Origin of the sequence: Aureimonas glaciei (genome assembly GCF_014643375.1) — a bacterium.
Lineage (GTDB): Bacteria > Pseudomonadota > Alphaproteobacteria > Rhizobiales > Rhizobiaceae > Plantimonas > Plantimonas glaciei.
The window spans coordinates 1-13,032 of record NZ_BMJJ01000010.1 but is presented as its reverse complement, the minus strand read 5'-3'; the positions used below and the strand labels follow the sequence as shown (position 1 = coordinate 13,032).

At 60.7% G+C, this 13,032-nt stretch carries 16 protein-coding genes and 1 pseudogene; 7 read left to right on the top strand and 10 right to left on the bottom strand.

Annotated elements, in window-relative coordinates; all coding sequences use genetic code 11:
• Positions 1 to 33: 33 nt before the first annotated feature.
• Positions 34 to 929, top strand: a pseudogene (locus tag IEX88_RS18810) (LysR family transcriptional regulator).
• 229 nt (positions 930 to 1,158) lie between these two features.
• Here the strand turns inward: IEX88_RS18810 and IEX88_RS18805 are convergent.
• Genes IEX88_RS18805 through IEX88_RS18795 form a run of 3 tightly spaced genes read right to left on the bottom strand, consistent with a single transcriptional unit; the run spans position 1,159 to position 2,924 of the window.
• Entirely contained in the window at positions 1,159 to 1,782 is a 624-nt protein-coding gene (locus IEX88_RS18805; RefSeq protein ID WP_188853670.1) for a hypothetical protein, read from the bottom strand.
• 58 nt (positions 1,783 to 1,840) lie between these two features.
• Complete coding sequence (locus tag IEX88_RS18800; protein ID WP_188853668.1) at positions 1,841 to 2,578, bottom strand: hypothetical protein; 738 nt, start codon at positions 2,576 to 2,578, stop codon at positions 1,841 to 1,843.
• 34 nt (positions 2,579 to 2,612) lie between these two features.
• Positions 2,613 to 2,924, bottom strand: a complete 312-nt coding sequence (locus IEX88_RS18795) for a helix-turn-helix domain-containing protein (RefSeq protein WP_188853665.1) — start codon at positions 2,922 to 2,924, stop codon at positions 2,613 to 2,615.
• Between the two features lie 285 nt (positions 2,925 to 3,209).
• Here IEX88_RS18795 and IEX88_RS18790 point away from each other — a divergent pair, with 285 nt between their 5' ends.
• Entirely contained in the window at positions 3,210 to 3,428 is a 219-nt protein-coding gene (locus IEX88_RS18790; protein ID WP_188853663.1) for a hypothetical protein, read from the top strand.
• A gap of 120 nt (positions 3,429 to 3,548) precedes the next feature.
• On the opposite strand, the gene IEX88_RS18785 is transcribed toward IEX88_RS18790, so the two are convergent.
• The gene (locus IEX88_RS18785; RefSeq protein ID WP_188853660.1) at positions 3,549 to 5,174 is read right to left on the bottom strand and encodes a pilus assembly protein TadG-related protein; all 1,626 of its coding nucleotides are present in this window, start codon (positions 5,172 to 5,174) and stop codon (positions 3,549 to 3,551) included.
• Positions 5,175 to 5,360: 186 nt separating this feature from the next.
• Here IEX88_RS18785 and IEX88_RS18780 point away from each other — a divergent pair, with 186 nt between their 5' ends.
• The 4 genes from IEX88_RS18780 to IEX88_RS18765 all read left to right on the top strand — a co-directional run bounded on the left by IEX88_RS18780 (position 5,361) and on the right by IEX88_RS18765 (position 9,054).
• A complete protein-coding gene (locus IEX88_RS18780; protein WP_188853658.1) occupies positions 5,361 to 5,588 on the top strand; it encodes a helix-turn-helix domain-containing protein in 228 nt (75 codons plus the stop codon).
• Positions 5,589 to 5,855: 267 nt separating this feature from the next.
• On the top strand, positions 5,856 to 6,155 hold the full coding sequence (locus IEX88_RS18775; RefSeq protein WP_188853656.1) for a hypothetical protein: 300 nt from the start codon (positions 5,856 to 5,858) through the stop codon (positions 6,153 to 6,155).
• A gap of 353 nt (positions 6,156 to 6,508) precedes the next feature.
• A complete protein-coding gene (locus IEX88_RS18770) occupies positions 6,509 to 8,266 on the top strand; it encodes a sensor domain-containing phosphodiesterase (RefSeq protein ID WP_188853654.1) in 1,758 nt (585 codons plus the stop codon).
• Positions 8,263 to 9,054 carry a GGDEF domain-containing protein gene (locus IEX88_RS18765; protein ID WP_188853652.1) on the top strand — a complete coding sequence of 264 codons (792 nt, stop codon included), beginning with the start codon at positions 8,263 to 8,265 and terminating at the stop codon, positions 9,052 to 9,054. The genes IEX88_RS18770 and IEX88_RS18765 overlap by 4 nt, the downstream gene beginning before the upstream one ends.
• 15 nt (positions 9,055 to 9,069) lie before the next feature.
• Here IEX88_RS18765 and IEX88_RS18760 read toward each other — a convergent pair whose 3' ends face one another.
• From IEX88_RS18760 to IEX88_RS18740, 5 genes are all read right to left on the bottom strand, one after another.
• Entirely contained in the window at positions 9,070 to 9,966 is an 897-nt protein-coding gene (locus IEX88_RS18760; RefSeq protein WP_188853650.1) for a DNA adenine methylase, read from the bottom strand.
• A 193-nt stretch (positions 9,967 to 10,159) separates the two neighbouring features.
• Positions 10,160 to 10,618, bottom strand: a complete 459-nt coding sequence (locus tag IEX88_RS18755) for a helix-turn-helix domain-containing protein (RefSeq protein ID WP_188853649.1) — start codon at positions 10,616 to 10,618, stop codon at positions 10,160 to 10,162.
• Positions 10,615 to 10,821 carry a hypothetical protein gene (locus tag IEX88_RS18750; RefSeq protein ID WP_188853647.1) on the bottom strand — a complete coding sequence of 69 codons (207 nt, stop codon included), beginning with the start codon at positions 10,819 to 10,821 and terminating at the stop codon, positions 10,615 to 10,617. The genes IEX88_RS18755 and IEX88_RS18750 overlap by 4 nt, the downstream gene beginning before the upstream one ends.
• Positions 10,818 to 11,480 carry a helix-turn-helix domain-containing protein gene (locus IEX88_RS18745; RefSeq protein WP_188853645.1) on the bottom strand — a complete coding sequence of 221 codons (663 nt, stop codon included), beginning with the start codon at positions 11,478 to 11,480 and terminating at the stop codon, positions 10,818 to 10,820. Before IEX88_RS18745 ends, IEX88_RS18750 begins: the two co-directional genes overlap by 4 nt.
• Entirely contained in the window at positions 11,477 to 11,917 is a 441-nt protein-coding gene (locus IEX88_RS18740) for a GcrA family cell cycle regulator (RefSeq protein ID WP_188853643.1), read from the bottom strand. The genes IEX88_RS18745 and IEX88_RS18740 overlap by 4 nt, the downstream gene beginning before the upstream one ends.
• A 230-nt stretch (positions 11,918 to 12,147) precedes the next feature.
• On the opposite strand from IEX88_RS18740, the gene IEX88_RS18735 reads away from it, so the two are divergent.
• The gene (locus tag IEX88_RS18735; protein WP_188853640.1) at positions 12,148 to 12,669 is read left to right on the top strand and encodes a hypothetical protein; all 522 of its coding nucleotides are present in this window, start codon (positions 12,148 to 12,150) and stop codon (positions 12,667 to 12,669) included.
• On the opposite strand, the gene IEX88_RS18730 is transcribed toward IEX88_RS18735, so the two are convergent.
• On the bottom strand, positions 12,654 to 13,032 hold a 379-nt coding region (locus IEX88_RS18730; protein ID WP_210319298.1), incomplete at its 5' end, for a hypothetical protein. The two genes, IEX88_RS18735 and IEX88_RS18730, sit on opposite strands and share 16 nt — an antisense overlap.

Here is a 13,032-nt window from a genome sequence, read left to right as displayed (position 1 = left end):
AGGGCGGAATCCGGGTGGTGATTGAGGTGTGGCATGGGGGGTGTAAGCCTAAGTGATATCGCGGTGTTCATGGCGGTCGTAGATGCGGAAAGCTTTTCTGCCGGTGCGAGCGCTTGCAGCGTGACACGCTCCGCAGCCGGTAAGGCAGTGGCTCGCTTAGAGGACAGACTGGGAATCCGCTTGCTCAACCGGACGACCGGAAGCTGAGCCTGACCGATGAAGGCCGTTCTTTCTACGTACATGGCCAGCACATCATCGATGCGGTCGATCAGGCAGAGGCAAGTATCGGCGGCAGTGCGGGGGCACCACGCGGTGTCCTCCGATTGACCGCTCCGCATGCCCTTGGTCAAAGAGTCATTATGCCTTTCATCGAAGAGTTTCTTGTCCGGTGGCCGGAAACCCAGGTCGAAGCGAGCTTCACCGACCGGATGGTCGATCTCCTGGACGAAGGTTTTGATCTCGCGATCCGATTCAGCGGCATCCCGCCCGACAGTAGGCTCGTGTCTCGCGTCCTGGCACGCGACCGCTACCTGCTTGTCGCGTCGTCTGATTACGTCTTGCGGAACGGCCAGCCAAATGACCTGAGCGAGTTGGCAAAACATACATGTCTAGCGTTCAGCAGCAGAGGATACCGTCAGCGCTGGCGCTTTTCGGACCCGACGGGGAATTGGAACACGGTGCCCATCCAGTGTCGCCTGCGTATCGATAGTGGCGAGGCGTTGCATAACGGCATAATGCGCGGCCTTGGCATCGCGCTGATGCCATATTTTTTGGTCTCAGAAGAGGTTCAGTCAGGCAGCTTCGTACATATCTTGCCGAGCGTGATGACCGAGGAGATCGAAATCCGGTGCATCTATCCCAGCAAGCGGTTGCTGGAACCACGCGTGCGGAGGTTCATCGACCTTCTTGCGACCGGCCTCAAACTTTGAGGCCATGGTTTTTCAGTCAGTCAGTCCTCGCCGCGGCCCCGCCTCAAATCCGCCAGCCTTGACCTCGTCGCCCCGTCCATCCAGCCCGCCCCGCCTGCCAAAGCCGTGCGCATGGCCCGGAGCTGAGCCAGCCGTACGCGGGAGATGGCGAGGGCGGATTCGTGCAGAGCTATGGACGCCTCCTCGAGAAGGATGGCGTCCACAAGCTGGGCGAGGTCGGGGCGGTCTGTCATCGTGCGGCGAGGATGCCGTAGACCCGCGTGTCGAGGCCATGCTCCGAAGCATGGAGCGCGGTCTCGAGTGCAAGGAACTGGCCCCGGATCTTCCAGCCAGGCTCGCCCTTCAGCTGGCGCTCCAAAGAAGCTCGGCCATCTACCAGCTTGCAAAGGCGGGTCTCGATGGCTTCGATCCGCAGGTGCTCGGGGATCGAGACGTGCATCTCGCCAAAGAGCCGCTGGTAGGTGGAATGGATGCGGCTGTCCCATAGCTGGCTGGGATTGCCGTCCGTAGTTTCGCAAGCAGCCAGTGGACGGGCGGCAGCCTTTTCGCCAATGGCTGCGCTCCTGGCCTTGCCGGACGCCGTCTCCTCGAACTTGATTGCTACCTTGGCAAAGCGCCCATTCACGACCGCCTGCAGCTTCCCGATGACGCCCACGATGGCCTCCCTCGTCGCTGCGGTGATCTCGGCATCGGTGATGTCCGGCGTGCCCTCGTCCGCACCATCCGGGCGCATGTCGATGGAGCACTCGGCGTCCAGCTCGAGGTGGTCGACGGTGCAGCGGGCATTCGCGGTGACGAAGCTGTCCATGACGCTGACGCTGCGGATGTGCTGTTCGGTGATCCTGGTGTGCATGATGCTCGGCCTCCTATGCCGATGACTCTTGAGTGTCTGGTTGGTGGTGTGGTGACGCCTACCTCGCACGGTAGGCGTCACGTTCGGCGTCCTCGACTGCCTTGACCGACTCGAGCATGTGCTCGTAGCTCGCCTTGCGCTGGCCGGCTTCGATCTCCTCGAGGCAGTCCCTGATCGACTCGCGTTCGATCTGGAATCCCTTCTCCGGCAAGGCGAACCTCTCCCGGAGCTGCTGGACCGTTGTCTTCACGGGAATCCACTTGCCGTCGAAGTCGTCGCGATCGGCGCCATGGCACGCGCTAACTTCATACAGCTCGCCGCCGCGGCGGAAGATGACGTAGGCGATGCGACCCTCGTCCTGAGCTGCCGAGCAGTCCGCGAACAGGAACTCCACGCCGATCAGTTCGGACCTGTGGATGTTGAAGTCGTCGACCAGGTCGAACCGCTTCTGTCCGCGCCAGTCGCCGAAGAACACCTGCCTCGGGAAGTCGACCAGGGCCGACGGCACGACGTCGAACAAGGCATCGTCTTCGAGGACGGCCTGGCAGCCGGATCCATCGATCCAGGATTCCACGGCGCTCATGTCGCCTGGGAAAAAATCCTCATCATATCCATGGACGTTCTTGCAGACCGCCTCGGCCAGGCCAGCCAGATCGATGATCCGGATGTGGTCGTGCTCGCCGGAGTTCTCGACGTACCAGCGCTCAGTGAGCACCGCGATCGTGGCGGCGGGGACGCGGATGACAAGATCACCGGTAGCGGCGTCGATGGCGGATGTGGGCTTGCTGTATTTCATGTGTTCGGCCTCCTACGCCGTTCAGTCTTCGCTATCAGGCAGTCAGCAGCCGCAGCCTCGCGTACACGGTCCGCGGCTTCAGTCCGAGATCCGCCGCCACGGAATTCACATGCTCGCCTGCCACTATCCGAGCCCTGATGGCCTCGATGGCAGCGAGGTCATACGTCCTCGGCCTTCCGGGCGGTCGTGTCGTCGGGAGGCCGAGTGCGCAACGCTTTGTCGAGACCTGCGCCTGCGTGCGAGTACCCAGCGCATCCGAGATCTCCGCGTCGTTCTTGCCGAGATCGACGAGCGAGCGGAGAACCGTGACTTCGTCTTCTGTCCAGATGGGGCGGGGCGTCGTCATGGGGTTGCTCAATCATCCTTGGTGCGATGGCGAGATCATCTGACGCGGATTGGCAAGCATCAACCACCTCATCGAGCGATTTGCCTCAAATCAGCGCATGCGACGGTGTCGCCTAAGCTTGCGGTTGAGTCGATGTGTTCGAAAGCATGTGCGGGACGCGTGGGAAACCAGCTGGCCGAGACCAGGATTTATTTATGCAACTTCCAGGATCATCAGGAACGATGACGGCCAGCGCCCCCTTCTTGGTGAGAAACCCAAGGAGGCACGATACAGAGCCGGTGGCATATGAGCGGACAGCGTGGTGGTGTCCGGGTTGCTTTAGCTATGTCCAGGATTCCAGGCGCAAGCCCGATCTCGAACGACCTCGAAGATCTGAAACACGCAGCCGACCCAGCCTACGACGAGATGACGACGCCCGACGATCCCGCTGCCGATGATATCGAAGGTGAGGATGTTCCGGACCACGGTGACGACGTCGAAGAGAAGGCCGCCGACCTGGAGTGAAATGGAAAACCCGCCGGCTGATGGCCGACGGGCTGTAGGTCTGCGCCAGGCTGGGGGATCCTGACACGGTGGTATCTAATGCACGGGTTCGCTCTATATGTCACCCATGGATCGCCGGGGTCACGATGTGATCCGCAGCTTCAGAATGCGCTGGGTGATGGCGTCGAAGATGGCCGGCAGGTCGGCGGCGCTCTTTGCGTCGTAGTAGTGCGCTTTGTCCGTCGCGCAGCTCGACAGGAGCTTGGAGCTCGTCGTCGTGTCGACCTCGAGGCGGATCGTGTAGACCTCCTGGCCGGAATCCTTAGCCGATCCGCAAGCGGCCAGCGTGTCAGCATTCATCACCGTCAGGATTTGCGCCTGCGTCACCGATGAAACGTCGGCGCCCTTCTTCTTCGAGCAGTTGTTGTCGCCATCCGGAACGTCCCCGTTCTTGCAGATCTTCCCATAGCCGCCGTTCTTGTAGGACTTGTCCCAGCGCCAGTCCGAGAGGTAGCCATATGCCGAGTAGGCCGATCCCTTGGCATTCGACAGCTGTGTAATCGTATTGTCGCCGTCGGTCAGAAGCACGATGATCTTCTCTACACCTTCGTCAGGGCTGAGGCCTTCGGTGAACGGTTCCCCCGGCGACAGCACGCGTGAGCCCCATGCCATGCCTTCCGTAATGTTGGTCGAACCCTCGGCTTGCAGCTTGCTGATCTGCGACTTGATCTTCTCGAAATCTGTTGTCAGAGGGGTCAACGCTTGCGAGCTGCATCCGTTATTCGGACCCTGCTTATCGTCGCTGTTGCTGTAGAAGGAGTACGATGAGTTTATGGCGGATCGTTTGTAAGTTACGACGCCCTTGTTCGATATCGTAACGCCCAGCCCCTTCAGCGTGTCGTCATTGTTGAAATTGTTGGGGTACGCCGGTCGGCGCCAGTAGTCCTTGTCAGCGGGCTCGTCGGGAGAAAGCATCGGAACGTACAGGGTGCGCGGGTTGCCCTTCGTCGGCGTCGTGTCGTCCACCGAGAAGTTTTCGCTTCCTTCCTCAATGCGGGCTTCGACGCAGCCATCCCAGCTTTGGCCGAGGTACCCAAAACCGCTCTCGAAGATACTCGTCCGGCTGACACCGGTGGGAATGATGCTGCCCGGCAGATGCACCAGTCCGCCCGTGTCGACCCAGGACGCGTTCTTCTTGTCCCCGCCGACGTTCACGTACGTCGAAAACGGTATCAAGGCGAAGCGCACCCGCTCGCGAAGGAGCGGCGTTGCGCTCAGCTCGTCAACCATAGCAGCAGCCGCTTTCCGCAACTCTGCGATCTTGGTTCCGGCCATTGAGCCAGTCGTGTCGAGGACAAGTCCGATCTCGTAGCGTGTCTGCGGATACTCGACAGTTCCCGACACCGACGCGGTTAGCTCTTTATAGCCCAGCACCGCTGTGAGGGTCGTCGGTACAACTAGCTCGGCGCTGATCGTCGCGCCGACATCCGACAGCTGGACTTCAAGGCCGCGGTACTCGGGGCCGAAATTCGCTAGGATCATTCGCTTTGCGATGTTGTCAGCGGCGGCTCTATCGAAACCGGATTCCTTGACTACCGAGAGCGCAGCAGAGTCTACCGCCTCTTGGAGCCGAACTTTCGCTGAGTAGAGACGCGAGCCGTCGAGGGCGGCACCGGTCGCGAAAACCAGCGGTACGCCAGCCAGCGCCGCGATTATTGCAAAATTCCCGCCCCGGTGATCGATGAACCGCTTAATGGTCGATTGCATCACTGCCTCCCATAACATTTCGCTCACAGAGCTAGAGCAGAAGGCTTGTGGAATTGGTGTCAGCGAGCGTGTGCATTTGAATGAGTTCTGCTGCTCGTAAGGCGGCGGTTTTCGTACCTCGCTGTGTCACACGTTGGTTATCGAAGCCCCTTAGGGGACACGTGATCACGACACACGGACAACCCCATGACCACTCCCCAGCTTCCAGAAGCCGTCGTTGCGATGATCGCCGAAGGCTTCACGACCGCGAAGGCTTACCGCCAATTCGCCGGCCTTCCGATCCAGTATGTATCAGCCCGAAGCGGCATTCCCGTCAGCCGCCTGGTCGGCATCGAGAGCGGCGTCTCGGCATCGGACGAGGAAATTCAGGCGATCGGCAAAGCCCTCCGTCTTCCCCATGGCATCCTGAGCTGATGCCTCGGCGACTGCTCCTGCGCATCCGCCGTCTCCTCCGGCTAGAACCGAGACGCATAATCTGCGGCTTTGAGCGTCGGCGCATCATCACGATGATCGACGCCGGCGTGTCGCATCGCACGCTGGTTCGGCAGCATGGCTACACGAAACGGGAAGTTGATCGTGCGATCCTCGCCCATGTAGGACGCGAGCCCGAAGACGACGCTTGACTGTGACAGTGCACGCTGTGCGTTTGCGAAATTCCTGTCAACGTTTGGACCTGTGCCAATGCCCTCATCGATCGAGACAATTTCGAAAACCGTGTCAGAACTCGCGACACCGGACATGAGGCCGAAGAAGCTATTTAACGCTGTCCGGAAAAGACACCCGGAAGCATCCAAGTCGGAGATCGTGCGCGCCGCGTTCCTTGCCGTAATCTCGACTGCCGATGCGGATCCTGCGAAGGCCGACCGGTTGCAGGAGGCAGCGATCTCCGGGCGTGTCGGTGACGCCGATGCGGAGACGAAGCCGAAGGCCAAGAAGGCTCGAAAGCCGAAGACAAAGGCCGACGACGGCAAGGCCAGCTAGCAGATGACGCCCAGCAAGTCGAGTTGACTTGCCGACTTGGCCTCCTGAGTCATCCGTATGACCAGCGCTTCATTGGCGGAGGACCTTGGGAGCCCAGTTAAGCTGGATCTCCCGTCACGATACTGACGAATTCGAATTTTTCGATCTTTCACAAAGCAGTGTATCGCAGCCGGGCAACGACGTATGTGCGGAGGTCCTCCTTCAGGATGCTGTAGGCCGCCCCGACTTGCCGTGCCTCTCGTTCGCACCCCACCCCATCCAAGTGGCGCAACGAGCGTCGCATTTTTCGCAGAGTGTAGACAACCACCGATAGGGGCGCCATCATGCCAGAGCGTCGGACGAGAGGTTGTGGAATGGCTCAATCGACGGAAAGTACGCGCCTTGACGCGCTGCGGCAGCTCGATCTGCTCGACACCACGCCTCACCGCGGGTTTGACCGCATTACTCGCCTAGCCGCGCAGATTTTTGGTCTGCCCATGGCGCTCATCTCGCTGACCGACGCCGACCGCCAGTGGTTCAAGTCCCGGATCGAAGTAATTGCGGAATCCGTCCCTCGACAGGGGGCACCGTGCGCCGACGTCGTTGAGACCAGCAGCATTATCGTCGTCGAGGATCTACTGGAAAGCAACGCATACAGGAGAGGCGCCTACGCGAGGACCGGCATCCGGTTCTATGCCGGCGCGCCACTGGTGACGCCGCAGGGACACTGCCTCGGCTCGCTTTGCGTTCTCGGTAATGAACCTCGAACGGCATCAGACGACGAACTACAGGCGCTAACTGATCTGGCGGAGATCGTGATGGCGCAGGTCGAGATGCTGCATGCGGTCGGACGTGTCGACGCAATCAGTGGCATGCCGAACCGCAACCAGTTCCTCGACGACCTGACAGACATGGCGCTCGATGAACCGGGCGGGACCAGGATGGCGGTGCTCGTCGAAATCGCGAGCAGTTTAGAAATGGACCAGGCCGCACGGGTCATGGGAACACGCTACTTCGACGAAGTCGTCCAGGCTGCCGCGGCGACAATTCAGGCGATCATCGGTCCGCACCGTCCCCTTTATCATGTCGGCTCGACCCACTTTGCGTTCATGGCGCCGTCCGGCGTCGAGAAGACCAGCTATGCGGCGTTGCTCCGGAGCAGGACTCAGAATCAGCATCGGACACTTCGATCGGGTTTCCTGCTGAGCCCGAGGATAGGTGTATCGGAATTTCAGTTAGGCGACATCGAGCCGCGGGAGGTCCTCCGGACAGCGCACGCCGCAGCCCAAGGCGCCCGCCTCGCCGGCGACACGGTCAGCTTCTACTCACGGAAAGAGGATCAGTCGGACGCCCGCAGGTACTGGATCCTGAACGCGTTCAAGAGCGCCATCGCAGAAGACCAACTGCATCTCGTCTACCAGCCGCGAGTGGATCTCTGGAGCGGCGAGTGTAAGGGCACTGAGGCGTTGGTGCGATGGACACATCCGGAATCCGGAGCAATCTCGCCAGCCGAATTCGTGCCCATCATCGAGTCCACAGGCGACATCCGCTCGCTGACAGAATGGGTCGTCGACGCTAGCCTCGCGCAGATGGCGGCATGGCAACGTCAGGAAGTTTTCGTCCGATTGTCGATCAACATCTCCCCCAGCAATTTGGAGGACACCGAATTCCTACCGATGCTGGAACAGAGACTGCGCGAGCATAGAATCTCGTCAGATCAGATTGAACTTGAGATTACCGAAGGCGCGGTGATGCGCGAGGGAGGCAATGGGCTCGACAAACTCGGCGCCATTTCGTCGATGGGCCTGACGCTGGCAATCGACGATTTCGGTACTGGCTACAGCAGTCTTTCGTATCTGCAGAAGCTGCCGGTCGATGTCGTGAAAATTGATCGGTCATTCCTCCTGAACCTGACGACGGACGAGAAGGCGCTGACCCTCGTGCGGGCGATGATCACGTTGTGTCACGACCTCGGTTATCGGGTGGTCGCCGAGGGGATCGAGGACAAGGCGACAACTGACCTGCTTGTCCGGGCCGGATGCGACGAGGGACAGGGCTACTATTTCGGTAGGCCTATGCTACCCGATGCGTTCCGGGCCTGGCTCCAAGATCGCGAGAAAGCGTTGCTTTGACGGAGGATCAGAAGCGCCGGAGCTTCAGGTGGCTTGGGCTATCCGCTACCGGCTGGCCCCGGGTCATCGTATTCACGATCCTCGGAACAATCTTATGCGTCGGCGTCACCCTTCTGGTCGGGTCGGTGAATATTCCCGACCTCACCCCGCAGCAGCACCGTCACGCCTTAATCGTCGACCTCATGTTACCGGTGGTTTTGGCAGCTCCGTTACTGTTTCTGGCGATGTTCCTGATGCGGGAACTCGCCGTTGCATACGGGAGGCTTATGGTCGTCGCGACGACCGACGTCCTCACCGACGTTCTCAATCGGAGGGCCTTCACCGCCCTCGTCGAGACATCCCTAAAACAAACGTCCGAAGGCTGGCCGAGCGGGGCTCTCCTCGTCATCGATGCCGACAACTTCAAAATGATTAACGATCGACTCGGCCACGAACGCGGCGACGTTGCGCTGAAGATCATTGCGGCCGCCATCAAAACGAATGTACGGGAGCGAGACCTGGTGGGACGCATCGGCGGTGAAGAGTTCGCAGTCCTCCTGCGAGATGTCGGAACAGCTGACGCGAGCGACGCCGCAGAGCGTATCCGGAAAGGGGTCTGCGACGCGATCTTCAAAGCTGACGGGATCTCATGGCCGCTGACGATCAGCGTCGGCGGCGTCATATTCCGGAGCGCCGCGAGTTATGACGTGCTTTTCGTCCGAGCCGACCGCCAGCTGTACATAGCGAAAGCCGAAGGACGAAACAGAGTTTCTCTGGAACGTCTAGATGCTGGACCTTCCGGTGTTTAAGTGCCGTCTTCTGAGTTATGCGGACGCGAACAGGTCCTCCTGCCGGATCCCTAGCCTGCCTTGCTCGCGCAGAGCGGCCTCGGCGTGCGGGTTGATCCACAAGACCTCGGTCCTCGGCTTGGCTTCATGAGTGTATGCCTTCATCTCGACCTGCATCCAGGCGCCGAGGTGCTTAGCGTAGAGTTCGGAGTGATAGCCGGAGACGACGACGTAGCCGTTTACCGTCTTCAGGAATTCGAGCAGCTCGACATGGTCCGGATCGTCCATCTCGTGGCGATAGTCCGACCGGCTGCCGCGCCCGGCATGGACATAGGGCGGGTCGACGTAGTGTAGCGTGTCGGCGCTGTCGTGGTCCGCGATGACCTGCATCGCGGGTCGGTTCTCGACGATCAATCCCCGCATGCGCTCGGACAGCCGGCGCACGGTCTCGGGAACGGAATTCCATCGGGATGGCTCGAACTTGCCGGGGTCGGTGTTGATGCCGAGCCCGCAGAGGCGCGTCCTCGTCGCCGCCGTCGGTGAGTACCCCAGGAACGATCTCGTCAGTATGTGGAGGGCACGCTCCATGTCGTCGGCGCCAGGCTGATATGCGGCGAGAAAATCCACCCGCGAGAACGGGGTCAGCCAGACCAGCTCGGCCAGGCGGTCAGCCGCCGCGGCGTTGCGGAGGATCCGGAACAGCGAGACGATCTCGAGGTCCAGATCGTTGTAGATTTCTGCCCTCGCCCGTGGCTTCCGCAGCAGGACGGATCCGCCACCGCCGAAGCTCTCGGTATACCGGTCGTGTTTCGGGAAGTGCCCAATGATCCAGTCCGCCAGCTTGTACTTACCGCCATGGTACCGAAGCAGGACCGGCGGCTTGGTGTGCACCGCTGGCATGGCGGGTGCAGGCCGCCGGACGATGGTGGTCATGGCTCGCGTCATCGATCGGCTAATAAAGCCGGGGCCAAATCCGCTGCGACCCATGCGGAGGATCATGGACACGTCAGGGGGGGTCGGTGCGAAGAGATTCATCCGGCGGTTCCTTGGCGCCGCTGAGCACGGCCCGATGTCTCGAACATGGGAGACGTAATATCGGACTGCACTCAGCAATCGGAGCTGATGGTTAACGAAATCCGGCGGTCATGCTGCGCCTGTTCACGTAGCGGACCGCGGCCATGCCGTTGAGCTCGATCACCTCGTCCCGGTGGGCAAGCGTCATGAGCTTGCTCCTGACGTTCGTTGCCGAGGTACCCATCCGCCGTGCGATCGTGGTGTGGGACATCCCCTCGCCCGCCAAGCGGAGCAAGAGCGCATCCCTCTCCGCCTGCTCAACATCGATGTTTACAACGGTTCTCGGGCCGACCAGTCCATGTTTTCTGACGTGGTAGTAGATATACGATGTCTGGACGCCGAGCAGCCTGGCGATCGTCGAGCGGCTGCGGCCCCGGGCAAGCATGTCGGCGATCAGCTGGATCCGCTCCTCCGAAATCCTCGGAACACGCTGCATCCCGAGGCGCTTCAGGTGGACGGAAACGGTGTTTGCCACTACGCCCATCTCTGCAGCGATCTTGTCCCGCGTCATGCCGGAGGCCGCCAGTTGCCGCATTCGCTCGGTCTTTTCCGGCGACCAGCGACCATGCGGCGCAGCTCCCATTTTCGAGCGATGCACGAGCGTCGCATGCGGCGTGCGGTCGAGATTTTGGCGATGTCGCCGATGAGCAAGCCGTCGCCGGTCAAGCTGATGAGGCGAGCTTCCTCGTCGGAGATCCAGGGGCGCCCGCTCATGCCGCATACTCCCGTCGACCGCCAAGCCCCATTCTCTCGATCGCTCGGCGGAGCGTGACAAGATCGCTCCCTAGCTTCTTCGAGATCGCATAGTCCGACAGGCCCTCAGCGATTAGGGACTCGATCTCGGGGCAACGCTTCTCCAAGCAGCCCTTCTTGCTGACCTTTTTCTCGACGAGCCCGTGCTGATGGACGGTCCGGTGAACGACGCTGTGATCGACGCCGAGGCGGCTGGCGATCGCGGTCTGCGTCTCGCCTGCTGCGATGCCCTTGGCGAGTTCTTCCAGGAATTCCTTGGAACGCTCGGTGATCTTGACCGGCGCCGCAATGCCTACGCCCACCGCTGCACGGATGGCCTCGGCCTCGGGATCGACTGGCAGCGGAGGGATGCGTTGCGCGTCGACGAGGACCCTGTTGATGGAGATCGGTTTCAGCCTGGTCCTCATGACGATCCTGCTGATCGAGGTGCCTTCGCCGTGGAGCCGGAGGACGGCTTCGCGCTGGGAGCTGCTGATTTTCTCCCGCAAGCACAGGCGGTAGGCCCTGTTCATGACCGATGCGGCCGGCATCTGGAGATGAGCGCCGATCTGTTCGGGTGTCAGGTCAGCGGCGAGGAGCTTGGTGATCAGGGCGTCGATGGCAGGAGTAAAAGCGCTCATGCTGCCTTCCTTCCATAGGCCAGCTGCATGTGATGGCTGCAGTAGCAGTCGCTGCGACGGGCTTTCTCTGCACCGCACGACATCCAGCCCGAGGAATCCATGTCGTCATCCGACCAGGTGGGGAATGCGCACTGCCGGTCGGCGCGCTCGAGATAATGCACCAGGGTCGATGAGGTGGGTGCGACAGAGTCATTATATATAGCGGCGGGACGGAAGGTCGGCGTCGAGTAGACCTTCTCCGCGTCCACCTTGCCGGCCGGCGGCTTCAGCGTGCAGATCGTCTCGAGCACTTCAAGATCGAAGAAGACCAGGCTGAGCTGGCGGTCGGCCAAGTCTCGCGCTCTCTGACGACGGGTCCGGGCATTCGTGAACGAACGCCGCTCCGATCCGGGATTGTTGCTGACGGTCTGGATCACCGGCAAGATCTGCGTATTCATCCCCATAACAAAGGACTCCTTCATGCTCGTCCTGACCCTCCGGTCAAGCGAATAGGACATTCGATCTAAGATAAATGACGCCTAAAAGGGTTTCGGTCAATCCTTTCCGCATAATAAACCAGCGTTCGTTGCGCCTTTCATCGAAATTTCGGACAATTATTGCACAGAAGACAAGAGATGTTCGGAAATTATCCTTGTCTTCATTTACAGTTTACTTGAGGAGATACGACGTGCGCAAGCTACTGAGCAGGGTCATCAAAGCCCTACGATCAATTCTGAGGGCTTTAAGGAGGGGGGCTGTATACGGAGCTAACTGGCTCGACGGCTTTGCCCAGGGGCTATTTAGCGGCGCGGAGGATGTGGAGGAATTCGAGGACAATTTCGTTGAGGAGCGTGTCGTCGATGAGGTCCAGGAGAAGCCTCGGATAGCTGCGCGTGACCTAGGTGTCGCTCAGCGAGTCAAAAACTGCGTCCTGGCCATCGACGCCGGCCGCCCGACGGACCAGGAGTTTGATCTATCGCGCTCGGATCATCGCCTGGCGAATGAATGGGTCATGTCACTCAATGATTCCGGCGTTCGCGCGTTGAGACACATGCCGATGCCGGCCCTCTCCCGGCACCTCGACATCAGCGATTCATTCCGAGGCTCCGGGCTACCGCGGTTTCCGGTGACCGCAAACGAAAAGGCCCCGGTCGCAGTGACCGAGGCGCCTGTCGATTTCAAATGCGCCGAGCGTCACGCCAGTCCGTGAGCCCGGAAGAGACGGGATGCAGCGGCGATCTGGCTGCGGAGTTCGATGAGCTCGTGCTGATCGGCTGCCGTCTTCATCTGGAGATCGGCATTCTGCAAACGGAGCTGTGCCACCCGGCTGCGCTCGATACGGAGTTGCTCGATGAGAAGATCAGCCGCGGCGCCGGGGAGAACGCGACGAGGTGCCTGGCGCTGACGACGGCGAGCTGGGGTGCGGATGGCGGCATTGGCGCAGGCGTAGACGAGCGATTCGACGAGTTGTGTCAACGGCGGAGCAATTCCAGGCCAGTGTGGCGGAGTAAAACCAGGCCACGCGTCCGAGAGGGCACGACACAGGAAAGGGCCCGATCGGGCCCTTTCCTGT

Coding starts and splice junctions, on each gene's coding strand:
- IEX88_RS18785 (WP_188853660.1), bottom strand. CDS start 5,174: ATGCAATCGACCATTAAGCGGTTCATCGATCACCGGGGCGGGAATTTT.
- IEX88_RS18800 (WP_188853668.1), bottom strand. CDS start 2,578: ATGAAATACAGCAAGCCCACATCCGCCATCGACGCCGCTACCGGTGAT.
- IEX88_RS18795 (WP_188853665.1), bottom strand. CDS start 2,924: ATGACGACGCCCCGCCCCATCTGGACAGAAGACGAAGTCACGGTTCTC.
- IEX88_RS18750 (WP_188853647.1), bottom strand. CDS start 10,821: ATGAGCGGGCGCCCCTGGATCTCCGACGAGGAAGCTCGCCTCATCAGC.
- IEX88_RS18775 (WP_188853656.1), top strand. CDS start 5,856: ATGCCCTCATCGATCGAGACAATTTCGAAAACCGTGTCAGAACTCGCG.
- IEX88_RS18755 (WP_188853649.1), bottom strand. CDS start 10,618: ATGACGCGGGACAAGATCGCTGCAGAGATGGGCGTAGTGGCAAACACC.
- IEX88_RS18770 (WP_188853654.1), top strand. CDS start 6,509: ATGGCTCAATCGACGGAAAGTACGCGCCTTGACGCGCTGCGGCAGCTC.
- IEX88_RS18805 (WP_188853670.1), bottom strand. CDS start 1,782: ATGCACACCAGGATCACCGAACAGCACATCCGCAGCGTCAGCGTCATG.
- IEX88_RS18780 (WP_188853658.1), top strand. CDS start 5,361: ATGACCACTCCCCAGCTTCCAGAAGCCGTCGTTGCGATGATCGCCGAA.
- IEX88_RS18745 (WP_188853645.1), bottom strand. CDS start 11,480: ATGAGCGCTTTTACTCCTGCCATCGACGCCCTGATCACCAAGCTCCTC.
- IEX88_RS18760 (WP_188853650.1), bottom strand. CDS start 9,966: ATGACCACCATCGTCCGGCGGCCTGCACCCGCCATGCCAGCGGTGCAC.
- IEX88_RS18790 (WP_188853663.1), top strand. CDS start 3,210: ATGAGCGGACAGCGTGGTGGTGTCCGGGTTGCTTTAGCTATGTCCAGG.
- IEX88_RS18740 (WP_188853643.1), bottom strand. CDS start 11,917: ATGAATACGCAGATCTTGCCGGTGATCCAGACCGTCAGCAACAATCCC.